The sequence below is a fragment of the Cryobacterium sp. TMB3-10 genome, assembly GCF_004402305.1.
In the GTDB taxonomy this organism is placed as follows: domain Bacteria; phylum Actinomycetota; class Actinomycetes; order Actinomycetales; family Microbacteriaceae; genus Cryobacterium; species Cryobacterium zongtaii.
This window is the reverse complement of sequence record NZ_SOGH01000019.1, coordinates 37,748-58,908: the sequence shown is the minus strand read 5'-3', so window position 1 is coordinate 58,908 and position 21,161 is coordinate 37,748. Positions and strand designations below refer to the sequence as shown.

Below are 21,161 nucleotides of genomic sequence, written 5' to 3'. Positions count from 1 at the left end.
CCACTCGTTCGGCACTAGGCGACCACTCGCAGAACTTCTTCGATGGAGGTCAAACCCATCCGAACCTTGGTCCAGCCGTCTTCACGCAAGGTGATCATGCCCTGGTCACGGGCGGCCTGAGCGATGTCGGCACTGGAGGCGTGCGCCACCGTGAGTCTCTCGATCTCCTCGGACACCGTCATGACCTCATGCACGGCGATCCGGCCGCGGTAGCCGGTATTGGAGCAACTCGGGCAGCCGACCGGCTTGAACAGCACCGGCGGCTCGGTGTCCTGCGGGGTGCTGAAGCGCAGGTGCATCAACTCGCCGGAGTCCCGCTCGTCCGGGGCCTTACAGCGATCGCAAAGACGCCGGGCCAGCCGCTGGGCGACCACACAGTCCAGGGCGGAGCCCACAAGGAACGGTTCGATCCCCATCTCGGTGAGCCGGGTGACCGCGCTGGGGGCGTCGTTAGTGTGCAGGGTGGAGAGCACGAGGTGACCGGTGAGCGAAGCTTCGATGGCGATCTGGGCGGTCTCGTGGTCGCGGATCTCACCGATCAGCACCACATCCGGGTCGGAACGCAGGATCGAGCGCAGCGCGCTGGCGAAGGTGAGCCCGGCCTTGGGGTTCACCTGCACCTGGTTGATTCCCGCCATCCGGTATTCCACCGGATCTTCAACAGTGATCACATTGATCTCGGGCCGGGCCACCGTATGCAAGGTCGTGTACAGGGTAGTGCTCTTGCCCGAGCCGGTGGGGCCGGTGACCAGGATCATGCCGTACGGCTTGGAGTATGACCGCCGGTAGGCCTCAAAGTTGTCCGGCAGCAGGTTGAGGTCTTGCAGGCTCATCGACGTGCTCGAGTTGTCGAGGATTCGCATGACAACCTTCTCGCCCCACACCGTGGGCAGCGTGGCCACCCGCAGGTCGATGTGCCGGCCACCGTGACTGACCGACATGCGGCCGTCCTGCGGTTTGCGCCGCTCGGCGATGTCGATGTCGGCCATGATCTTCAGCCGGGAGATGACCCCATTCTGAATGCTCTTGGGTGCCCGCTGCATATCGTGCAGCACCCCGTCGATGCGGTACCGCACGCCCAGGCTGTGTTCGGCCGGTTCGATGTGAATATCGGAGGCCTTGTCCTGGATGGCCTGGCTGACCAAGAGATTCACGAACCGAACGATGGGGGCGTCGTCGTCGAGCGAGTCCGAGACCCCGAAGGAACTTTCTTCCGGGGATTGCTCCTCTTCCAGGGTGGTGGTGAGGTTGCTCAGCTCGTCGTCGGCGCGGTGGTAGCGCTCAATGGCGGCCAAGAGGTCGGCGCGTTCCACGACCACCGGGTTGATCTTCATCCGGGACGCCTGCATGACATCGTCGAGGGCAACGACATTGCCGGGGTTGACCATCGCCAGCACGAGACGATTCATGCTCACCGCAATCGGCAACACCTCGTGACGCTTGCACACGGCGGCGGAGACTGTGGCGACGGCGACCCGGTCGACCGGGTAGTCGAGCAGGTCCACGAACGGCAGATTGGTCTGCACCGCCCGGGCCCTGGCGAGTTGCATTGAGGTGATCACGCCACTCTCAACCAAAGCGCGGGCGCCGCCCTCATCGGCCGGATCGTTGCTCATCACCGTGTCGAGGTATTCGATCGGCAACGAGCCGTGAAGAATCAGAACTTCAGTCAGCGTAGGCATTCGACCCTCCCCGGATCGTGGCTGTGCGGTGGAACTCGGGGAGAACAAATCCTGCGCGAAAGACGGCGCCCGAGGCGTCCTGTGTGACAGATTACGGTATCTCCGGGGGTTTCGGCGTCACCAGTCCCTTAATCAAGGGTGGGCGCGTCGGCGCCGTGATCAGGCACCGGCCCAGATCGTCTTGACCATGTCGTGGGTGTAGCCATCCGGGCCGGCATTCACCCAGAGGGTGGCCAGCCAGATGCCGCCGCGCAGGAAGTGCGACTGGCCGTAGCGGCCGACGTCGGTGGTGGTTTCGGTGACGCAGCGCAGCCCGTCCAATTCCTCGTAACACTCCATGCCCAGCGCACGGAGGCGGGCCTCGACGGCGGCGGTCTGGTCGGCGGCGACCCACACCACACTGGTGGACACGCCGCTGTCGGACGCCCCGGCGGGGCTGACCCACCGGCAGCTGAGGTGCTCGCTTCCGTTGATGATCGCGCGCAGCTCGGGGTCGTCGGCGCCGTCGCGCACATCGGCGCCGGGCTGGGTGGTCCAGGCCGGGTTGAGTACCAGGTCGCCGAACGCACCGACCATCGTGGGGCTGTAGATCTGCTCGCAGGCGGCCGGCTTGGGGGTGCCAGGTTCGAGCACGGCGGTGGGGGCGCTGACCGCGGCAGCCGCCGCCGGCGCTGCTGGCACGGGCCGGGCGTCGGGGTCCACTGCGGGGGTGGGCACGGGCCGGGGTGAGAAGACCACCCACACCGCGGCCAGCACGACGAAGACGGTCACGATACCGCCCAGGATCAGCAGCACCCACTGTGCTCCGGCCGTGATCGTCGGTGCTCCATGAACGGACATTCGGCCTCCCTGAGCGCAATCCTTCCGGAGGATTTTGCGCACAGCATAGCCCGACGGGGCCAGGGAGGTGCTGGTTAGGCGCCGGCCCAGACGGTGGCGACCATGTCGTGGGTGTAGCCTTCCGGGCCCGCGTTCACGTAGCGGGTGGCCAGCCAGATGCCGTCGCGCAGAAAGTGCGACTGGCCCGCGATGCCCTCGGCACCCTCGGTCGATTCGGCGATGCAGCGGATGCCGCCGAGCTCTTCGTAGCAGTTCAGGCCGTCGCCGAGCAGCCGCTGGTGCACCGCTTCGGACTGCTCGGCCGTGACGAAGACCACGTTGGAGGTGAGGCCGCTACCCGAGCCGCCGTCGGGGTTGCCCCATACGCAAGTGAGGTGCTCTGCGCCCTCGATGACGACGATGAGTTGTTCGTCGTCGGTACCGAACAGCACGCCGGAATTGACGTCTTTCTCGGCCCACTCGGGGTTAAGGGTGCCGGTCTCGTTGAGGGTGGCCAACATGGCCGGGCTGTAGATCGCCTCGCAGCTGGTGGGGCGCGGCCCGGCGGCCACCGCGGGCGCGGCGCTGGCGACGGCCTGCGGCTCGGCGGTTGCGGTGGGCGTGGGGCGGGTGCCCGGCAGGGAGTCGTCGGAGCCGGAAGGAGTGCCCGCTCCCCCGCGCCAGACCACGAGCACCACGATCAGCGCCACGACCAGCAGCACGCCCACCGCGCCGAGGGCGAACCACAGCGGGCGCCGGGACGGTGAACCAGTCGGCAACGTTGCAGCACCCATGGCGGTGACCCCCTTCGAGATTTTCCCCCAGCCTAGCTGGCCGTTTGCCTCCGGGCCGGATGCGGGGCATCATGGGTCGCGAGCCACCGTGTGTTCATGACTCCTTGTTGCGCGACCTAGTCCGCACTGTCTGTCACACGGTGGCTCCTCGCATCCGCTGGTCGCGCTTGTCGGCGACGAGCCTAAGAACGAGCGCGTCAGGTGGCGAAGACGACCGCGGGGGAAGCGCTAGGAGTCGGCTTCGAGAAGAGGTAACCCTGGCCGTAGCGGCAGCCCATCGCCTGCAGCAGGTCTCGCTGGTTGGTGGTCTCGATGCCCTCGGCCACCACATCCAGATTGAGGGAGTCCGCCAAACGGAGGATTCCTTCCACTATCGCTCGATCGTGTTCGGACCGTTCAAGGTCGCGGATGAACGACAGGTCGATCTTCAACAGGTCCACGGTGAACTCGCGCAAATGTGTGAACGACGAGTAGCCGGTGCCGAAGTCGTCGATGGCGAGCCGCACTCCGATGGCGCGCAGCTCCTGGAAGGTTCGGGCGGCGGAGTCGATCGCCTCGAGCACGGCGCTCTCGGTGAGCTCCAGCCAGAGCTGGTCAGGGGCCAGACCCGAGTCCCTGAGCGCGCGCTTGACGACAGCGCCGAAGTCGTCCTGCACGAACTGCCGGGCCGAGACGTTCACGCTGACGGCCACGTTGCGCTCCAGGGCGGTCGCCGCGTGGCAGGCCTGGCCCAGCACCGTGGCGCCGATGCCCTTGATCAAGCCGACCTCTTCGGCAATAGCGATGAACTCCCCCGGGGAGATCAGCCCGCGCTCGGGCCGCCGCCAGCGCGCGAGGGCCTCGGTCGCCACGACTCGGTTTTCCTGCAGGTCCACGATGGGCTGGTACCACGTCTCGATCTCGCCCTGAGCGACGGCGTCGCGCAGAGCCAGCTCGGTGTCGAGCCGCTGGTGAATGCGGTAGCGCAGGTCGTCGTCGAAGACCTCGTATCGGGCGCGGCCCCGTCCCTTGGCCAGGTACATCGCCTGATCAGCGTTGCGCAGCAATGACTCGGCGTCGTCATGACCGAGCCCGAATGCTATGCCGATGCTGGCATCCACGGATGCGATCTGGTCACCGAACTGGATCGGCTCTGAGATGGCCTTCTGGAACGCCTCGGCGATCTTGTTGACGTCCCCGCTGCGGCCGACATCCGGGCAGATGACCACGAATTCGTCCCCGCCGATGCGGGACACCGTGTCGGTCGCCCTGGCATGCTGGCGCAGCCGGAGCCCAACCTGCATTAGGACGGCGTCGCCGGCGTGATGGCCGAGGCTGTCGTTGACGAATTTGAATCGGTCGAGGTCGATGAACAACACGGCGACGCCGGTACCGCGACGCGACGCCTGGAGGAGAGCCTGGTTGAGCCGGTCGAGTAGCAGCAGGCGATTGGGCAGGTTTGTCAGCGGATCGTGGAAAGCCAGATGCTCGACCCGGGCTTCGGCCAGGCGCCGGGCGGTGATGTCCTCGAGTTGGTACAGGAACCCGCCGGCCTGCTCACCCTCGTTGATCTCGGCGATGCTGACCTTGACCCAGGTTTCCTCACCGTCGTCGCGTCGCATCCGACGGTCCATGCGGCGGCCCGTCGGGCCGTCGAGTCCGACCGTCGCGGATGCCGCGCCATCACCGGCATTCGCCGGGCTGAACATCGACTCGATGGGCTGATTCACCACCGGGATCAATGACCCGGCCAGGTCGAAGAGCCGCTTGTTCGCCTCGACGACTATTCCGTCCAGGGACACGATGGCTGTTCCGAGCGGCGACGAGGCGAAGGCGGCCTCGAAGCGGGCACTGGCCGCCGATGCCGCGTGTTCGGCAGCGCGCAGCGCGGTCACGTCGGTCACGCTGGCAAGGTGCCCCAACACAACCCTCGCGTCTGTAATCGGGGCGGTGCTCACCTGCACCCAGTTGACCTGGCCGGAGGGAGTGCGGAATCGCATGGTCGTCTCGTAGGCCTCCCCGGCGGCGGCGTACTGGTGCCATTCCTGACGCACTCGGTCGGCGTCGTCGGGGTGCATGGCCGCGACCCAGCCGTCGCGCCGCGACTGGCGCTTCGTGAGCCCGCTCAGCTCGAGCCACTGGTCGTTAGCCGAAATGATTCCGCCCGCAGCATCCAGTTGCACGATGCCAACCGGTGCGATCTTGATCAGCGTGTGGAGCGTGTCCGCCGTCTCCGCCAGTTGCCGGGTGCGAGCGTCAACCGTCTCCTCAAGGGTGTGGTTGGCCTCGGCGAGGGCCTGCATGGCCGCGTCCCGCTGGCGATCGAGGGTGCGCAGCCGGCGCGCCGCGATCCAGGCGAGCCCCGTGCCGAGAACTGTCATGACCGCGATCAGGATGGCGACGCCGAACACCGTGTCGTACCAGCCCAGGCGGCGGCCCGCAAGGTCGGCCAGCCCCAGGACGAACGGGCCGAGGAACAAGACAGGAATGACCGGGCGGAGCAGATGCCCCGCGCTGCCCGGGTCGCCCAACAGCGCGATCAGACCGTTGGCGGGACGCTGCAGCAGGATCGACAACGACAAAATGGCCAGCCCGAGCGCCGAGGGCAAGGCCATGCTCGCGAACCCGCCGACACTGTAGAGCGAGGAGACCCCGTAGGCGTAGCCGAGAATCGCGATCAGGCTGATTATGAGCGTCCCGAAGGCCAGTCCGAGCATCACGCTGGCGCGGGCGAGCCGGCTGGCGACGACGGATGCCCCGAGCAGCAGCAGCGACACCGCCGTGGCCGGCGCCATGCGCGCGGTCTGCCCGTCGAAGTCGATACCCGCAAGCTCGTCAATGCCGAGTGATATCCCGAAGATGTACTCGGCCAGGGTGAGCACACCGATCATGGCAACAGCGAGACCCAGACCCAGGCTGACTCGGCGCCGGTCCAGCATTGCCACGGCAGCAGAGACGAGAATGAAGCCCACTGCGGTCATCGGTTTGATCGTCCACAGGCCGGCGATGGCCCCGGGGATCGCGCCCAGCCCGACGTACCATCCGATCAGGAGGATCACACCGACCGCTCCGGCGACGGCCGCTCCGGTGAGACTGGCCAACCGCATGATGTGCCTCTGCTCCCGATGGGCAGGAGCGCCACTCGTCATGACGATTCTACCGGGCCGACGCTCGTCGCAGGTTCTTAACGCAGAATGGGCCCCTGCCGAAGCGGCGGGCATCCGAAATCACGTTGACGGCGTCCGGGGAAGACCGGTGCCGGCCGGGATCAACTCACGGATGATCACGTTCTCTTTCAGGCCCGTTGGCTGAGGTTGTCCAAACCTGGTGACGTGCATTCAGAGGTCCACTCACGGGGTCTCGACAAGCTCGACCGACGAGATGGGGACGCGCCGGAGGATGGCTCACGGGATCTCGACAAGCTCGATCAACGAGGGGGCTCGATTAACGGGGAATGGCCCCCTGCCTAAGCAGGGGGCCATCCGGGAATCACACTCGGTTAGTTGTACGTACCGGGGGTGAAGTCGTCCGACGAGAAGCTGTCGAAGTCGACGAAGCTCAGGTCACCCTCGGTGAACGCTGCATCATCAGTGAAGATGCGGTTCGGGTAACGCTCAGCCTTGGCTTCATCCGTTGCCTCGACGTTGACGTCGCGGTAACGGGGAAGACCGGTGCCGGCCGGGATCAACTTACCGATGATCACGTTCTCCTTCAGGCCCATCAGCGGGTCGCTCTTGCCTTCCATGGCCGCCTGGGTCAGAACCCGGGTGGTCTCCTGGAAGGAAGCGGCCGACAGCCACGACTCGGTAGCCAGCGAAGCCTTGGTGATACCCATGACTTCCTGACGTGCCGAAGCCGTCTTCTTGCCCTCGGTGAGCGCGGTGCGGTTGAGTTCGTTGTACTTCAACCGGTCAACGAGCTCGCCCGGCAGCAGGCCGGTGTCGCCGTGCTCCACCACAGTCACCTTGCGAAGCATCTGACGAACGATGACCTCGATGTGCTTGTCGTGAATCGGCACGCCCTGCGAACGGTAGACATCCTGCACGCCACCAACGAGGTGCTTCTGCACCGCGCGGACACCCTTGACGCGAAGAACTTCCTTCGGGTCGACGGCGCCGATGATGATCTGCGTGCCGAGCTCTACGTGCTGGCCATCCTCAACGAGGAGGGTCGCGCGCTTGAGCACCGGGTAGGCGATTGCTTCGTCACCGTTGTCGGGGGTCAGGATCACCTTGCGGCTACGATCCGTGTCCTCGATGGTGATGCGGCCAGCAACGTCGACGATCGGCGATGCACCCTTGGGGGTACGCGCCTCGAAGAGCTCCTGCACCCGGGGCAGACCCTGGGTGATGTCGTCTGCGGATGCGGAACCACCGGTGTGGAAGGTACGCATGGTCAGCTGCGTGCCGGGCTCACCGATCGACTGTGCGGCGATGATGCCGACGGCCTCTCCGATGTCCACGAGCAGGCCGGTAGCGAGCGAACGGCCGTAGCAGACCGCACACACACCGACAGCAGACTCGCAGGTCAGCACCGAGCGCACCTTGATGTTCTCGACGCCGGCGGCAACCAGCTTCTCGATCATCACGTCACCGACGTCGTCTCCGGCGTCAGCAACGACCTCACCCTTGGCGTTGACCGCGGGGGCGGCCAGGCTGCGGGCGTAGACCGCGTTCTCCACGTTGGGGTGACGTGAGAGAGCGCCGGCGGCGTCGACCGTGGCGATCGGCAGTTCCAGACCCTTGGTCGTACCGCAGTCGTCTTCGCGGATGATGACATCCTGCGAGACGTCGACGAGACGACGGGTGAGGTACCCGGAGTCTGCGGTACGCAGAGCGGTGTCGGCCAGACCCTTACGAGCACCGTGAGTAGCAATGAAGTACTCGGCGACGGACAGGCCTTCGCGGTAGCTCGAGATAATCGGGCGAGGGATGATCTCACCCTTCGGGTTGTTAACCAGACCACGCATACCGGCGATGTTTCGCACCTGCAGCCAGTTACCACGAGCACCAGAGGTAACCATCCGGTTGATCGTGTTGTCGGCCGGGAAGTTCGCCTGCATGGCCGCGGCGACGTCTTCGGTCGCCTTGGTCCAGATCTGGATGAGCTCCTGACGACGCTCGAGGTCGGTCGTGAGACCCTTCTCGAACTGCGACTGAACCTTCGCGGCCATCTTCTCGTAGGTACCGACGATCTCCTTCTTGTTCGGAGGCGTCAGGATGTCGCTGAGCGCGACGGTCACACCGGAGCGGGTGGCCCAGTAGAAGCCGGCGTCCTTGATGCGGTCCAGCGTTGCCGCTACTTCCACCTTCGGGTACCGCTCTGCGAGGTCGTTCACGATGGCCGAGAGGGTGCCCTTGTCGGCAACCTTCTCGAAGTACGGGTAGTCAGCCGGCAGCGCCTCGTTGAAGATTGCGCGGCCCAGCGTGGTGTTCACCAGTACGGTTCCGACGGCCTGACCATCGACCAGCTCAACACCATCGGGCTGAGTGCCCTCGGTGAAGTACAGGTCGCTGATGCGGATGCGCACCTTGGCGTTCAGGTCGAGCGACTTCTGGTCGTGGGCCAGGATGGCCTCCGAGACAGAGGTGAACGCGCGGCCTTCGCCGGTGACGCCGTCCTTGAGCGTGGTCAGGTGGTGCAGACCGATGATCATGTCCTGGGTGGGCAGGGTCACCGGGCGACCGTCAGACGGCTTCAGGATGTTGTTCGAGGCGAGCATCAGGATGCGCGCTTCGGCCTGGGCCTCCATGGACAGCGGCAGGTGCACAGCCATCTGGTCACCGTCGAAGTCGGCGTTGAACGCCGCACAGACGAGGGGGTGCAGCTGGATGGCCTTACCCTCCACGAGCTGAGGTTCGAAGGCCTGGATACCGAGGCGGTGCAGCGTGGGTGCACGGTTCAGCAGAACCGGGCGCTCACGGATGATCTCCTCGAGCACGTCCCACACCTGGGGGCGGCTGCGCTCGACCATGCGCTTGGCGGCCTTGATGTTCTGAGCGTGGCTCAGGTCGATCAGGCGCTTGATCACGAACGGCTTGAAGAGCTCCAGGGCCATCTGCTTGGGCAGACCACACTGGTGCAGCTTCAGCTGCGGGCCGACAATGATGACCGAACGGCCGGAGTAGTCAACGCGCTTACCGAGCAGGTTCTGACGGAACCGACCCTGCTTACCCTTGAGCATGTCGCTAAGGGACTTGAGGGCGCGGTTACCGGTACCCGTGACGGGACGGCCACGACGACCGTTGTCGAAGAGCGCGTCAACGGCCTCCTGCAGCATCCGCTTCTCGTTGTTCACGATGATCTCGGGGGCACCGAGGTCAAGCAGACGACGCAGACGGTTGTTGCGGTTGATCACACGACGGTAGAGGTCGTTGAGGTCGGAGGTCGCGAAACGGCCACCGTCGAGCTGCACCATCGGGCGCAGTTCCGGCGGGATGACCGGCACGACGTCGAGCACCATCGCGGCCGGCGAGTTGCCGGTCATGATGAAGGCGTTGACGACGCGCAGACGCTTGATGGCGCGGATCTTCTTCTGACCCTTGCCCTCGGCGATCTGCAGGTGCAGGTTTTCGCTCTCGGTGACCAGGTCGAAGGCCTCGAGGCGCTTCTTGATGGCCTCGGCGCCCATGAAGGCCTCGAAGTACATGCCGAAGCGGTCCTGGAGCTCGTGGAAGACGGAGTCTTCCGGCTTCAGGTCGCCGACCTTGAGGGTGCGGAAGTCTTCCCAGACACGCTCGAGGTGAGCAATCTGCTCGTCGAGGGCCTTGCGGACCTGCGACATCTCCTTCTCGGCGGCGTCCTTGGTGCGCTTCTTCTGGTCGCTCTTGGCGCCTTCGGCCTCCAGTGCTGCGAGGTCGGTTTCGAGGCGCTGCAGGCGGTCGGCGATGCGGGAGTCGCGGCTGCCTTCGAGGGTCTTGATCTCGAGACGCAGTTCGTTCTCCAGCCCAGGCATGTCCTGGTGGCGACCGTCTTCGTCAACCTCGATGACCATGTAGGCAGCGAAGTAGATGACCTTTTCGAGGTCCTTCGGAGCCATGTCCAGCAGGTAACCGAGACGCGAGGGCACACCCTTGAAGTACCAGATGTGGGTGACCGGGGCGGCGAGTTCGATGTGGCCCATGCGCTCACGGCGCACCGACGACTTCGTGACCTCTACGCCACAGCGCTCACAGACGATGCCTTTGAAGCGCACTCGCTTGTACTTGCCGCACGAGCACTCCCAGTCGCGGGACGGTCCGAAGATCTGCTCTCCGAAGAGACCGTCCTTTTCCGGCTTGAGTGTGCGGTAGTTGATGGTTTCGGGCTTCTTGACCTCACCGTGCGACCAACGACGGATGTCGTCAGCGGTGGCCAGGCCAATGCGAAGCTCGTCAAATGTTGTTACGTCGAGCAATTTCTCTCCTTGGAAAGTTTTCGAGTATTCGTCAGTGGCCTGGTTTAGATGTCGTCGATTGACGACGACTCAAACCGGGTGGAAATGTTGATGCCCAGTTCCTCCGCTGCGCGGAAGACCTCGTCATCCGTGTCGCGCAGGCTGACTGCGGTTCCATCGGCCGAGAGCACCTCGACGTTCAGGCACAGCGACTGCATTTCCTTGATCAGAACCTTGAAGCTCTCGGGGATACCGGGTTCCTGGATGTTCTCGCCCTTGACGATGGCTTCGTACACCTTGACGCGGCCGAGGATGTCGTCCGACTTGATGGTCAGGAGTTCCTGCAGGGCGTAAGCGGCTCCATATGCTTCGAGCGCCCACACCTCCATCTCACCGAAACGCTGTCCACCGAACTGCGCCTTACCACCCAGCGGCTGCTGCGTGATCATGGAGTACGGGCCCGTCGAACGTGCGTGGATCTTGTCGTCGACGAGGTGGTGCAGCTTCAGGATGTACATGTATCCGACCGCGATGGGCATCGGGTACGGCTCGCCGGAGCGACCATCGAACAGCTGCGTCTTTCCAGTCGAGTCGATCAGGCGGTCGCCGTCACGAGTCAGAGTCGTCGAGTCGAGCAGACCGGCGATTTCTTCCTCGAGCGCGCCGTCGAACACCGGGGTCGCGACCTTGGTGTTCGGGGCGGCGCTGTGCGCGGCTTCGGGAAGACGGCCGGCCCACTTGGGCTTACCCTCGACCTGCCAGCCCTGCTTGGCGATCCACCCGAGGTGGGTCTCCAGCACCTGACCGAAGTTCATGCGGCCCGGGATACCCAGCGGGTTCAGGATGATGTCAACCGGGGTTCCGTCGGCGAGGAACGGCATGTCCTCGACCGGCAGGATCTTCGAGATGACACCCTTGTTGCCGTGACGACCGGCGAGCTTGTCACCCTCGGTGATCTTGCGCTTCTGGGCGATGAAGACGACAACACGCTGGTTGACGCCCGAGCCGAGCTCGTCGTCGCCATCCTGCGAGTCGAAAACCTTGACACCGATGATGGTGCCACGCTCACCGTGGGGAACCTTCAGGGAAGTGTCGCGAACTTCGCGGCTCTTCTCGTTGAAGATCGCGCGCAGCAGGCGCTCCTCGGCGGACAGCTCGGTCTCGCCCTTCGGCGTGACCTTGCCCACGAGGATGTCGCCGGGGCGAACCTCGGCGCCGATGCGGATGATGCCACGCTCGTCCAGGTCTGCAAGCAGGTCCGGGGAGACGTTGGGCAGGTCGCGAGTGATCTCTTCCTTGCCCAGCTTGGTGTCGCGCGCATCCACTTCGTACTCTTCGATGTGAATCGAGGAGAGAACGTCGTCCTTCACCAGGTTCTGGCTCAGGATGATGGCGTCCTCGAAGTTGTGACCCTCCCATGACATGAATGCCACGAGGAGGTTCTTTCCGAGTGCGAGCTCACCGTTGTCGGTAGCGGGACCATCGGCGATGACCTCGCCGGCCTCGATACGCTCGCCGGCGTTGACGATGACGCGGTGGTTGTAGCTGGTGCCCTGGTTGGAGCGGCTGAACTTGCGCAGGTAGTAGTCCTGCGTTCCGCCCTCGTCGAGCTGGATGGTGACGACGTCAGCCGACACCTCCATGACCACACCGGACTTCTGTGCGGTGAGCACGTCGCCGGCGTCGATGGCCGCGAAGCCCTCCATACCGGTCCCGACCAGCGGGCTGTCGCTGAGCAGCAGCGGCACAGCCTGACGCTGCATGTTGGCACCCATGAGTGCGCGGTTAGCATCGTCGTGCTCGAGGAAGGGGATGAGCGAGGTCGCGACGGAAACCATCTGGCGCGGCGAGACATCCATGTAGCCGATGTCTTCTGCCGGGAAGAGGTCAACCTCTCCACCCTTCTTACGCGCGAGAACACGGGTCTCGGCGAAGCGGGCGGCCTTGGTCAGCGGGGCGTTGGCCTGCGCGACGATGTACTCGTCTTCCTCACTTGCGGTGAGGTAGTCGATCGTCGTGGAGACGACACCATCGATGACACGACGGTACGGGGTCTCGATGAAACCGAAGGCGTTGATCCGCGCGAACGAGGCGAGCGAACCGATCAGGCCGATGTTCGGGCCTTCCGGGGTTTCAATCGGGCACATGCGGCCGTAGTGCGACGGGTGAACGTCTCGCACCTCGACACCTGCGCGGTCACGGGACAGACCACCCGGGCCCAGCGCGGACAGGCGACGCTTGTGCGTCAGTCCGGCGAGCGGGTTGTTCTGGTCCATGAACTGCGACAGCTGCGACGTACCGAAGAACTCCTTGATCGCGGCGACGACGGGGCGCACGTTGATCAGGGTCTGCGGGGTGATCGCTTCGATGTCCTGCGTGGTCATGCGCTCGCGAACGACGCGCTCCATGCGGGACAGGCCGGTGCGGACCTGGTTCTGGATGAGCTCGCCGACGGCGCGGATACGACGGTTGCCGAAGTGGTCGATGTCGTCGATGTCGATGCGGATGTCGGTCTCGACGCCGTCGCGGGTGCCGCGGATCGTGGTCTGGTTGTCGTGCAGCGCAACCAGGTACTTGATCGTGGCCAGGATGTCCTGGAGCGTGAGAACGGAGTCGGTGAGCGGCGCCTCGAGGCCCAGCTTGCGGTTGATCTTGTAACGACCAACCTTGGCCAGGTCGTAGCGCTTGGAGTTGAAGAAGAAGTTGTCCAGCAGCGCACGCGCGGCCTCGGCGGCGACCTGTTCTCCCGGGCGCAGCTTGCGGTAGATGTCCTTGAGGGCTTCTTCCTTGGTGAGGATGTTGTCCTTCTCGAGGGTGAGCTCGATGGACGCAAAGCCCTTGAACTCCTCGAGGATCTCTTCGGAGGTGAGTCCGAGGGCCTTGAGGAACACCGTGACGGACTGCTTGCGCTTGCGGTCGATGCGAACGCCGACCTGGTCGCGCTTGTCGATCTCGAATTCGAGCCAGGCACCACGGCTCGGGATGACGCGGGCGGAGTAGATGTCCTTGTCGGAGGTCTTCTCCTGTTCGCGGTTGAAGTACACACCGGGCGAACGCACCAGCTGCGACACGACGACACGCTCGGTGCCGTTGATCACGAAGGTGCCCTTGGGGGTCATCAGCGGGAAGTCGCCCATGAACACGGTCTGGGTCTTGATCTCACCGGTGAGGTGGTTCATGAACTCAGCGTTCACATACAGCGGTGCGGAATAGGTCTTGCCCTTTTCCTTGCACTCGTCGATGGTGTACTTCTCCGGCTCGAGCTCCGGGTTGGTGAAGGACAGCTGCATCGTCTCGCTGAGGTCCTCGATCGGAGAGATCTCCTCGAAGATCTCGTCGAGTCCGGTGCGAGCGTTCAGGTCGTGACGACCGGCAGCCTGGGCCTCGGCGAGGCGAGCTTTCCAGATGTCGTTTCCGACGAGCCAGTCAAAGCTCTCGGTCTGCAAAGCGAGCAGATCGGGAACCGTGAGGTTGTCAGAAATCTTTGCGAACGAAAGACGGCCAGCAGCTCGTCCGTTCTTGGGTGAATTGGTGGTTGCGTTGCGCGCAGCAGCCAAGGAAGTAACCTCCGTGGACCCCGTCAGGTCTAATCACTGTTAGTAATTTGGTATGGACTCCGCAGATCCTGAGCAGGGATGTCCATCCTTGGATATGAGGACATCCGGCTCAGAAATGTGCTGCAAGGTGGCTTGAGCACGCAAAGCCGACCGCAATATGAAGGCAGAGTTAAATCTGGGAGCGCAAAGGTCAACTATATGCCGTTGTTGCGCCCGTGTCTACTGGAATGTTGACCTTCGCCAAATTCTCAGGTATAACCCGGTTTCACCGGCCGGCTGGAGCGGCGGGCGGGGTGTTGAGTTGCTCCATTGTGCCTCATCCGGCAGCGTCCTGCTGCGGCCATCGAGCGCGTGTCGTCTGTATCGCGCAGCCATCCGCTCCGGTGTGGCCGCCGACTTGCCAGTTGGCGCCGTGTGGCGGGCCCTGAAGGGGCGTCAAGTGGCACCTCACCGCAGGGGCCGGTGGTGAATTGCCAGTTGGCGCCCGCCGCTGGCCCCTGTGGGGGCGTCAACTGGCAACTCAGCTCAGCGACGGCCGCATCGTGGCTCCCGATTTGCCGCAAAGTACCCCTTCAGCGCCCGCTAAGGGTGCATGCGGCGCAAGTCGGGGGGCGGGTTCTGCGCGATTTGCCGCAAAGTGCCCCTTCCGGGCCAGCTAAGGCTGCATTTGGCACAAGTCGGCGCACGGATGCGCGGGGCTGTCAGACTGGGGGGATGAGCAGGGGCGAGCACGAACATCCGACGATCACACTGAAACTGAGCGGGCACCAGGCCGTCATCGAGCCGGACCGGTTCACGCCGGGCAGCTACCAGCTGGTGGTGGACGGCACCCCGCAGTCGCACGTGAACATCGACAACCCCGACGAGTTGTTCTTCGAGTACATCCAGCGCATCGGGCACGTCATCGACCTGATCGGCGACCCTGGCGAGGCCATCACGGCCGTGCACCTCGGCGCCGGCGCGCTCACCCTGCCCCGCTATGTGGAGGCGACCCGGCCCGGCTCCCGCCAGCAGGTGGTGGAGATCGAGAGCGACCTCATCGACTTCGTACGCGCCGAACTGCCCTGGGACAAGCGCGCCAACCTGCGGGTGCGGCACGGTGACGCCCGCGAGGTGCTGGGCAAGTTGCCCGCTGGGCTGCACGGCTCGGTGGACCTCGTGGTCGTCGACATCTTCTCGGGCGCCCGCACCCCGGCGCACGTGACCAGCCGGGAGTTCTACGAGCTGGCCGCTCCGCTGCTGTCGCCGCGCGGTGTGCTCGCGGTGAACGTGGCGGATGGGCCGGGCCTCGCGTTCGCCCGCAGCCAGGCCGCCACGCTGTCGGCCGTGTTCGGGCACGTCATCGGCCTCGCCGAGACGCAGGTGCTCAAGGGGCGCCGGTTCGGCAACATCGTCTTCGTGGCCGCGCACACTCCGCTCGACCTGCACTGGGTGCCGCGGCTGCTGGCCGGCGGCCCGCATCCGGCCAAGGTCGTCGAGGGCGCCGAGCTGGCCCAGTTCATGTCGGCCGCGTCGGTGTCCACGGATGCTACCGCCACGCCGTCGCCGCTGCCCGGCCGCACCGTGTTCCAGATCGGCAACTGAGCGCCCTCGCTCACGGTTCTCAGGACCAGGCCAGCGCGCTAGCGGCTGAGCCGGATCGTGTCCCCCCGCGTTGCCGTGCCCTCCGCATCGGGCCGGTAGTACTGGAGCACGAACTCATCGGCCGTCGCCTCGATCACGCTCGCCCCGGTCCCCTCCAGGCAGAGCCGACTTCCCTCTCGCAGTTCGACGGGACACACGCGGGTGTTGGCCGTACCCCCGATGCCGGCTGTGAGGTAGTGCAGACCATCGACCACGACGTCCTCATAGATGTGCTGATGGCCCGCGATGACAATATCGGCCCCCCACCCGGCGTAGTCCCAGCCAGCGGTGGGCCGCATCTCCCGGTTGTCTTCGTGGACGCCGGAGGTGTAGGCGGGGCGGTGGAACAGCACCACGTTCCAGGCATCCGGTCGCTCGGCACGCTGGTCAGTGAGCGTTTCCTTCAACCAGCCCCGCTGGATCTCCAACTCCTCTGGGGTGGTCTCGCTGTCCAGCACGATCAGGGTGACGTCGCCGACATCCTGTGTGTACCAGCGCTGCTGCTCGTCGGCGGCCGTGCTGAGGTACGGGAAGGCCGCACGATAGGCGTCGAGGCCGGCACCCACATCGGAGTAGTCGTGGTTGCCGAGCGTGGGCCACAGAGGTGGCGCGCCCCGCCCGTCCTCGCCTTGCTCGAAGTAGCCCCAGACCGATTCGGCATACGGAGTGCAGTCGACTTCGTTCTGGGTGTTGTCTCCGGCGGTCACGATGGCGTCCACGCCCCAGGAGGCGACCTGATCCGCCGTCCATTGTTCTCCGGCGTCGCACGTCCCGAAGTCGGAGATCAGCGCCAACCGGGTCGGCGGTGGCGGAGACGGTTCGATGCTTTCGGAGGGTCTCGGGTCGGAATTGGCCGGGGGAACGAATACGCATCCGGCCAGGACGAGAACAGCAGCCGCGGAGGCGACCACGCCCGCCACTGTGCGGCGGGCGCTTCGGCCATCCACTGCTCTCGTCTTCCGAGTCCTCACCTGTGACAGACCCCAATTCGGCTCAACACTTCGTCGCTCCCTAGGGCAGCGCCGGAAGGGTGGGCGTTGCCTTGGCCAGCAGGCGCACCTGGATCGCCTCGATTTGCTTGGACTGACCGGTCGTGCCCGCAGAGGCACCATTGCTCACCCACGGCTGCCAGCCGATGTCCTGCACGTGGGTGCGGTACGAGATGTCGTACTGGGAGGCCAGCTCCCCGGTCAGGCGGAACTGGATTCCCTCCATCTGCAGGGCTCGCCCGGTCGTCCCGATGCTGGAGGTAGGACGCCAACCCATCCAGCCGATGTTCTGAACGTGGGCGTTGGCCTCGATGTTCGCGACCGCAGGGGATCCCGGCGTCTCGACGACGAGCGATTCCATCTGCCTGAACTGGCCAAGGGTGCCCCCTACCTGGCCGGTGTTCACTTTGCGCTGCCAGCCGACGTCCTGCAGGTGGGCCTTGTACCGGAGCATCGGTGTGGCGCCCTGTTCCTTGATCAGCATCGTGGCGCGCGTGGCCAGCCAGTCGCGGAGGTAGCCGACCTCGCCGGCGTAGGTGCTGTGGTAGTTCTTGCCGAAACCGGCGATCAGTAGCGTCGGCGTGCCCAAAATGGGCCACACGGCGAAGTTCGCAGCGGCGGAGGCCGCGATTTCGCTCTCCCAGCGGGTGATCTTGGCCGGCATCAGACCGACCTCGTGGGAGATACCCGCTTGCCACAGCTCGTTGGCGCGCTGGACGAACTCCTTGGAACGGAACAGGTCGAAGTAGAAGCCGTTGCCCTGCTGCCGCAGAATCTGCGCATTCTTCGCGTAGTCGGCCTGCGGATCCGAGCCGAGATGCAGCGCGCGGTCGTAGTTGCCCAACGCGCTATCGAAGTCCCACACCGGTCCGGCGAACAGCTTGCTGGCAGGTCCGTTTTTGTAGAAGTAGACGCTTGACTGCGTGATCTCAGGATTGGCTGTCTGTTCGAACACGTAATAGAACTTGACGAACGAGTCAACGTCGATCAGGGCGCTCAGCGCCACCCAGTCGACCTGCGGCGCCGCCAGGATCGCGTCCACCCTGTTCAGGGTGTTCTGGATGTCGTTCCAGCCGGCCTGGGTCTCGGCTGGAAGCGGACCCCCGTCCGGAACGCCGGCCTTCGAGTCCTTCAGGACGAACAGTGACCTACTGGTCGCGGTTCGGAAGTTGTAGGGCTCGGCCAGGCCATAGTTGTTGTCCAACTCGACCATCACGCCCGTCGGGTCAGTGAGGTCCACGCGGTTCGTCTTGACCTCGGTCTTCTCGCTGATCAGATAGTTGCCGAGGTAGGCGCCGTTGACCCGGAGGTCGACCCATCTGGACTCGGGCGAGTAGGCCAGCCCGATTGACGTGGCCAGCTCGAAGGCGGCCTTGTTGCGCATCAGCGACGCATCGGCGGCGTTCGCGAGAAGAATCCACGTCTTCGACGGGGCCATGCCCAGAACAGCGGTGTTCTGCTCGAACTTGATCTGGTACGGCTTTTTGGCCAGGTTCCAGGTGTAGTTGCCACGGCCCTTGATCTCGCCGAGAGCCGGCACCGAGATGCTGTTCACCCCGGCAGGGTCCTCGACAGTCATCGTTGTCGCGACCTTGTTGTCTTTGGATGCGTGCACGTAGCTCAGCGTGTTGCGCGAGGCGTCTGGGTCGCTGAGGGTGATGTTCAGGGTAGGCAGGTTCGGTGTCTGTGGTGCTGCGGTGGCGTGTGTCGGGTCACCGACGTTGACGAGGGTGATGGTGAGGGCGGCGGTCATGATGACGACCAACGCTCGCAGGGCTAGGCCCTCGCGAGACTGTATCTGCATTGGAGAGGCCTTTCGTGTGGTCCCCTCAACACGGGGACATAAGCCGGATAGCGAGTCGGCGTCGGCGTTGACGACGATGCCCGTCTGGTGGCACACCATACGCCTAACCTGAGGATCTCTCATGCCTCTTGCGCAGATGAAGCTCGGGACATACCCCCGATCGGGCGTCAGCGCCTCGCCACCGGGGTTACTCTGGAGGGGAACCCGACCTCCCCGCGGCACCCCACGGCCGCCCTGTCAAGGACATCATCCTGACCATCATCACTGGCTACGACGCCGTCACCCTCCGGGAAAAAGTCGACCTTCCTGCCGCCGCAGAACGTCTCGACGACCTCGGCCAACTCCGCAGCCTCTCGGCGCTGAACGAGAAGGTCACCCTGCTGCGCTTGCTCGACCGCCTCGACGAGGCGTTCGAGATCGCCAACCAGGCATTGCGCCAGGCCCGGTTCACCGGTGACCGGCAGGACTTCGTACTGTGCCGCATCCGCCGCGCCCAGGTGATGCAGTTTCAGGCCAAGCTCGAGGAGGCCGCGTCCGAACTGACCCAGTGCGTGCTCGAGTCGGAGACGCACGAGTGGAACCTCACCGCCGCGTTCGCCCGGGAGACTCGCGGCAAGGTGCACTTCGAACAGGACGACCTCGACGGCGCCCTGGCCGACTTCACCGCCGCGGTATTCCTGCGCGACAAGTCCGGGGCCTCGCCCGATGAGCTGGAGAGCGCCCTGATCGCCGTGGCCGTTGTGGAGTCCTTCATCGGCGAGCGCCGCGCCCTGCGCTGACGCCCCACCGCGCACCGCTCCCGGTGCCGGGGCACGGATCTGACCAATTCCAAGAGTTTCGTGGCATTCTGCAGGAGATATGCATCACAGACGGGTTTGGGCCGGCGTGGTCGCCGCGGGCATGGTGACATTGCTGTGCGCCTGCACGGCGAGCACTCCCCGGCCCAGCGCCAGCACCAGCACGCCGGCGCGGCCCACTCCGGCGGCGACCGCCCCGGCGGCGGACGCGACGCCCGTGCCGGTGCGTCCGCTGGGTGAGCCCGTCGTGATCGCGGAGGGGTTGGACGCTCCGTGGTCGATTCTGCGGTTGCCCAGCGGCGCCACCCTGATCAGCGAACGTGACACGGCCCTCCTGCGCGAGCTGCTGCCGGACGGTGGCCTGCGGGACGCCGGGACCGTCGCCGGGGTCGAACCGGTGGGCGAGGGCGGGCTGCTCGGGCTGGCGTTCCTGGCCGCGGGCGACGGCGCGGCCGACCCGGCCACCCCTGATGCCGGCTGGGTCTACGCGTACTTCACCGCCGCATCCGACAACCGCATCGTGCGGATGCCGCTGACCGGCACCGCGGGCGGCCTCGGTCTCGGCGAGCCGGAGTCGGTGCTCAGCGGCATCCCCGCGGCAAGCAACCACAACGGCGGGCGCATCGGGTTCGGCCCGGACGGCCTGCTCTACGCCACCGTCGGCGACGCCGGCGAGTCCGGCAACGCGCAGGACCTCGGGTCGCTGGGCGGCAAGATCCTGCGCATGACCCCGACCGGGCAGGCCCCGGCCGACAACCCGTTCGGCAGCCTGGTCTACTCGTACGGCCACCGTAACCCGCAGGGCCTCGCCTGGGACTCGTCCGGGCAGCTCTGGGCCAGCGAATTCGGTCAGAACACCTGGGACGAGCTCAACCTGATCACCGCCGGCGGCAACTACGGTTGGCCCGAGGCGGAGGGTGCAGGCGGCGGTGGCGCCTTCATCGACCCCGTGCAGCAGTGGTCCACCGATGAGGCGAGCCCGAGCGGCCTGGCCGTGGTGAACGACACCCTGTTTCTGGCCGCGCTCCGCGGCGAGCGGCTGTGGCGCGTCGATCCCTCCACAGGCACCGTCGATGGGTGGTTTGTCAACAGCTTCGGGCGCCTGCGCGATGTGGTGTCCGGGCCGGATGGCACACTGTGGTTCGTGAGCAACAATACGGATGGCCGGGGCGCCCCCTCCCCCGGCGACGACCGTCTTTACCAGGTGCAGGTGGGGCACTGATGGCCGACCTGGTTCGGGTGCGCCACTGGGCGGACGCGCTGATAACCCTGCACCTTGACCCCAGCTGGTCCTTCGACTTCGACAACGCCAAGAAGCGCGCGGGGCTGTGCAACTTCACCGCCAAGAAGATCACCGTGTCCCGGTACCTGGCCGCCCGGTACGGCGACGACGAGATCCACCAGATCCTGCTGCACGAGGTGGCGCACGCCCTGGCCGGCGCCCGGGCCGGGCACGGCCCCGTCTGGCGGAGCGTGGCCCTCGGGCTCGGCTACGACGGCAAGCGCACCCACGACGGCGAGATCGCCGACGACTTGGCGCCGTGGGTGGGCACCTGCTCCGCCGGCCACACTCACTACCGGTACCGCCAACCCACTCGTCCGCTGGCCTGCGGGCTGTGCGGCCGCGGCTTCACGGCCGCGCACGTGATCACCTGGACCCGGCGCGAGATCACTCCGGCCGCCCGACGACGGGCCGCCGCCGCCGCCCGCTGACGCCCACAGGCGGGACACACCTCGATCCC

14 protein-coding genes are annotated in these 21,161 nt (G+C 65.5%); 4 read left to right on the top strand and 10 right to left on the bottom strand.

What is annotated here, in order from left to right:
* Nucleotides 1–14 precede the first annotated feature (14 nt).
* The 6 genes from E3T22_RS07600 to rpoB form a co-directional block, all read right to left on the bottom strand.
* The gene (locus tag E3T22_RS07600; protein ID WP_134481009.1) at nucleotides 15–1,682 is read right to left on the bottom strand and encodes a GspE/PulE family protein; all 1,668 of its coding nucleotides are present in this window, start codon (nucleotides 1,680–1,682) and stop codon (nucleotides 15–17) included.
* A 159-nt stretch (nucleotides 1,683–1,841) separates the two neighbouring features.
* Complete coding sequence (locus tag E3T22_RS07595) at nucleotides 1,842–2,522, bottom strand: hypothetical protein (protein ID WP_134481008.1); 681 nt, start codon at nucleotides 2,520–2,522, stop codon at nucleotides 1,842–1,844.
* Nucleotides 2,523–2,596: 74 nt separating this feature from the next.
* Nucleotides 2,597–3,295 carry a hypothetical protein gene (locus E3T22_RS07590; RefSeq protein WP_134408159.1) on the bottom strand — a complete coding sequence of 233 codons (699 nt, stop codon included), beginning with the start codon at nucleotides 3,293–3,295 and terminating at the stop codon, nucleotides 2,597–2,599.
* A gap of 197 nt (nucleotides 3,296–3,492) precedes the next feature.
* A complete protein-coding gene (locus E3T22_RS07585; protein WP_166789283.1) occupies nucleotides 3,493–6,381 on the bottom strand; it encodes an EAL domain-containing protein in 2,889 nt (962 codons plus the stop codon).
* Nucleotides 6,382–6,773: 392 nt separating this feature from the next.
* Nucleotides 6,774–10,670, bottom strand: coding sequence for a DNA-directed RNA polymerase subunit beta' (locus tag E3T22_RS07580; RefSeq protein WP_088457226.1), 3,897 nt, complete (start codon nucleotides 10,668–10,670; stop codon nucleotides 6,774–6,776).
* A 44-nt stretch (nucleotides 10,671–10,714) separates the two neighbouring features.
* Nucleotides 10,715–14,206: a DNA-directed RNA polymerase subunit beta gene (gene rpoB, locus E3T22_RS07575; RefSeq protein WP_103429995.1), complete on the bottom strand. Its 3,492-nt coding sequence runs from the start codon at nucleotides 14,204–14,206 to the stop codon at nucleotides 10,715–10,717.
* 714 nt (nucleotides 14,207–14,920) lie between these two features.
* Here rpoB and E3T22_RS07570 point away from each other — a divergent pair.
* Nucleotides 14,921–15,790 (top strand): spermidine synthase, encoded by an 870-nt coding sequence (locus E3T22_RS07570; protein WP_088457228.1) that lies wholly within the window; start codon nucleotides 14,921–14,923, stop codon nucleotides 15,788–15,790.
* Between the two features lie 38 nt (nucleotides 15,791–15,828).
* On the opposite strand, the gene E3T22_RS07565 is transcribed toward E3T22_RS07570, so the two are convergent.
* From E3T22_RS07565 to E3T22_RS19360, 3 genes are all read right to left on the bottom strand, one after another.
* The gene (locus tag E3T22_RS07565; RefSeq protein ID WP_166789282.1) at nucleotides 15,829–16,740 is read right to left on the bottom strand and encodes a metallophosphoesterase; all 912 of its coding nucleotides are present in this window, start codon (nucleotides 16,738–16,740) and stop codon (nucleotides 15,829–15,831) included.
* A gap of 100 nt (nucleotides 16,741–16,840) precedes the next feature.
* Nucleotides 16,841–18,622, bottom strand: a complete 1,782-nt coding sequence (locus E3T22_RS07560) for a CotH kinase family protein (protein WP_166789281.1) — start codon at nucleotides 18,620–18,622, stop codon at nucleotides 16,841–16,843.
* Nucleotides 18,623–18,789: 167 nt separating this feature from the next.
* Nucleotides 18,790–18,963, bottom strand: coding sequence for a hypothetical protein (locus E3T22_RS19360; protein WP_166791182.1), 174 nt, complete (start codon nucleotides 18,961–18,963; stop codon nucleotides 18,790–18,792).
* A gap of 45 nt (nucleotides 18,964–19,008) precedes the next feature.
* Here E3T22_RS19360 and E3T22_RS07555 point away from each other — a divergent pair, with 45 nt between their 5' ends.
* Nucleotides 19,009–19,401, top strand: a complete 393-nt coding sequence (locus tag E3T22_RS07555) for a hypothetical protein (protein WP_241983633.1) — start codon at nucleotides 19,009–19,011, stop codon at nucleotides 19,399–19,401.
* 84 nt (nucleotides 19,402–19,485) lie between these two features.
* On the opposite strand, the gene E3T22_RS19355 is transcribed toward E3T22_RS07555, so the two are convergent.
* Nucleotides 19,486–19,746 carry a hypothetical protein gene (locus E3T22_RS19355; protein ID WP_241983632.1) on the bottom strand — a complete coding sequence of 87 codons (261 nt, stop codon included), beginning with the start codon at nucleotides 19,744–19,746 and terminating at the stop codon, nucleotides 19,486–19,488.
* Between E3T22_RS19355 and E3T22_RS07550 the strand changes: the two genes are divergently transcribed.
* Nucleotides 19,709–20,641 carry a sorbosone dehydrogenase family protein gene (locus E3T22_RS07550; RefSeq protein ID WP_241983631.1) on the top strand — a complete coding sequence of 311 codons (933 nt, stop codon included), beginning with the start codon at nucleotides 19,709–19,711 and terminating at the stop codon, nucleotides 20,639–20,641. The two genes, E3T22_RS19355 and E3T22_RS07550, sit on opposite strands and share 38 nt — an antisense overlap.
* On the top strand, nucleotides 20,641–21,132 hold the full coding sequence (locus E3T22_RS07545) for a SprT-like domain-containing protein (protein WP_088457232.1): 492 nt from the start codon (nucleotides 20,641–20,643) through the stop codon (nucleotides 21,130–21,132). Before E3T22_RS07550 ends, E3T22_RS07545 begins: the two co-directional genes overlap by 1 nt.
* Nucleotides 21,133–21,161: the final 29 nt, after the last annotated feature.

Excerpts from the sequence above, each read along its gene's own strand:
- E3T22_RS07600 (WP_134481009.1), bottom strand. The coding sequence starts at position 1,682 with ATGCCTACGCTGACTGAAGTTCTGATTCTTCACGGCTCGTTGCCGATC.
- E3T22_RS07595 (WP_134481008.1), bottom strand. The coding sequence starts at position 2,522 with ATGTCCGTTCATGGAGCACCGACGATCACGGCCGGAGCACAGTGGGTG.
- E3T22_RS07590 (WP_134408159.1), bottom strand. The coding sequence starts at position 3,295 with ATGGGTGCTGCAACGTTGCCGACTGGTTCACCGTCCCGGCGCCCGCTG.
- E3T22_RS07585 (WP_166789283.1), bottom strand. The coding sequence starts at position 6,381 with ATGCGGTTGGCCAGTCTCACCGGAGCGGCCGTCGCCGGAGCGGTCGGT.
- E3T22_RS07570 (WP_088457228.1), top strand. The coding sequence starts at position 14,921 with ATGAGCAGGGGCGAGCACGAACATCCGACGATCACACTGAAACTGAGC.
- E3T22_RS07560 (WP_166789281.1), bottom strand. The coding sequence starts at position 18,622 with ATGCAGATACAGTCTCGCGAGGGCCTAGCCCTGCGAGCGTTGGTCGTC.
- E3T22_RS07545 (WP_088457232.1), top strand. The coding sequence starts at position 20,641 with ATGGCCGACCTGGTTCGGGTGCGCCACTGGGCGGACGCGCTGATAACC.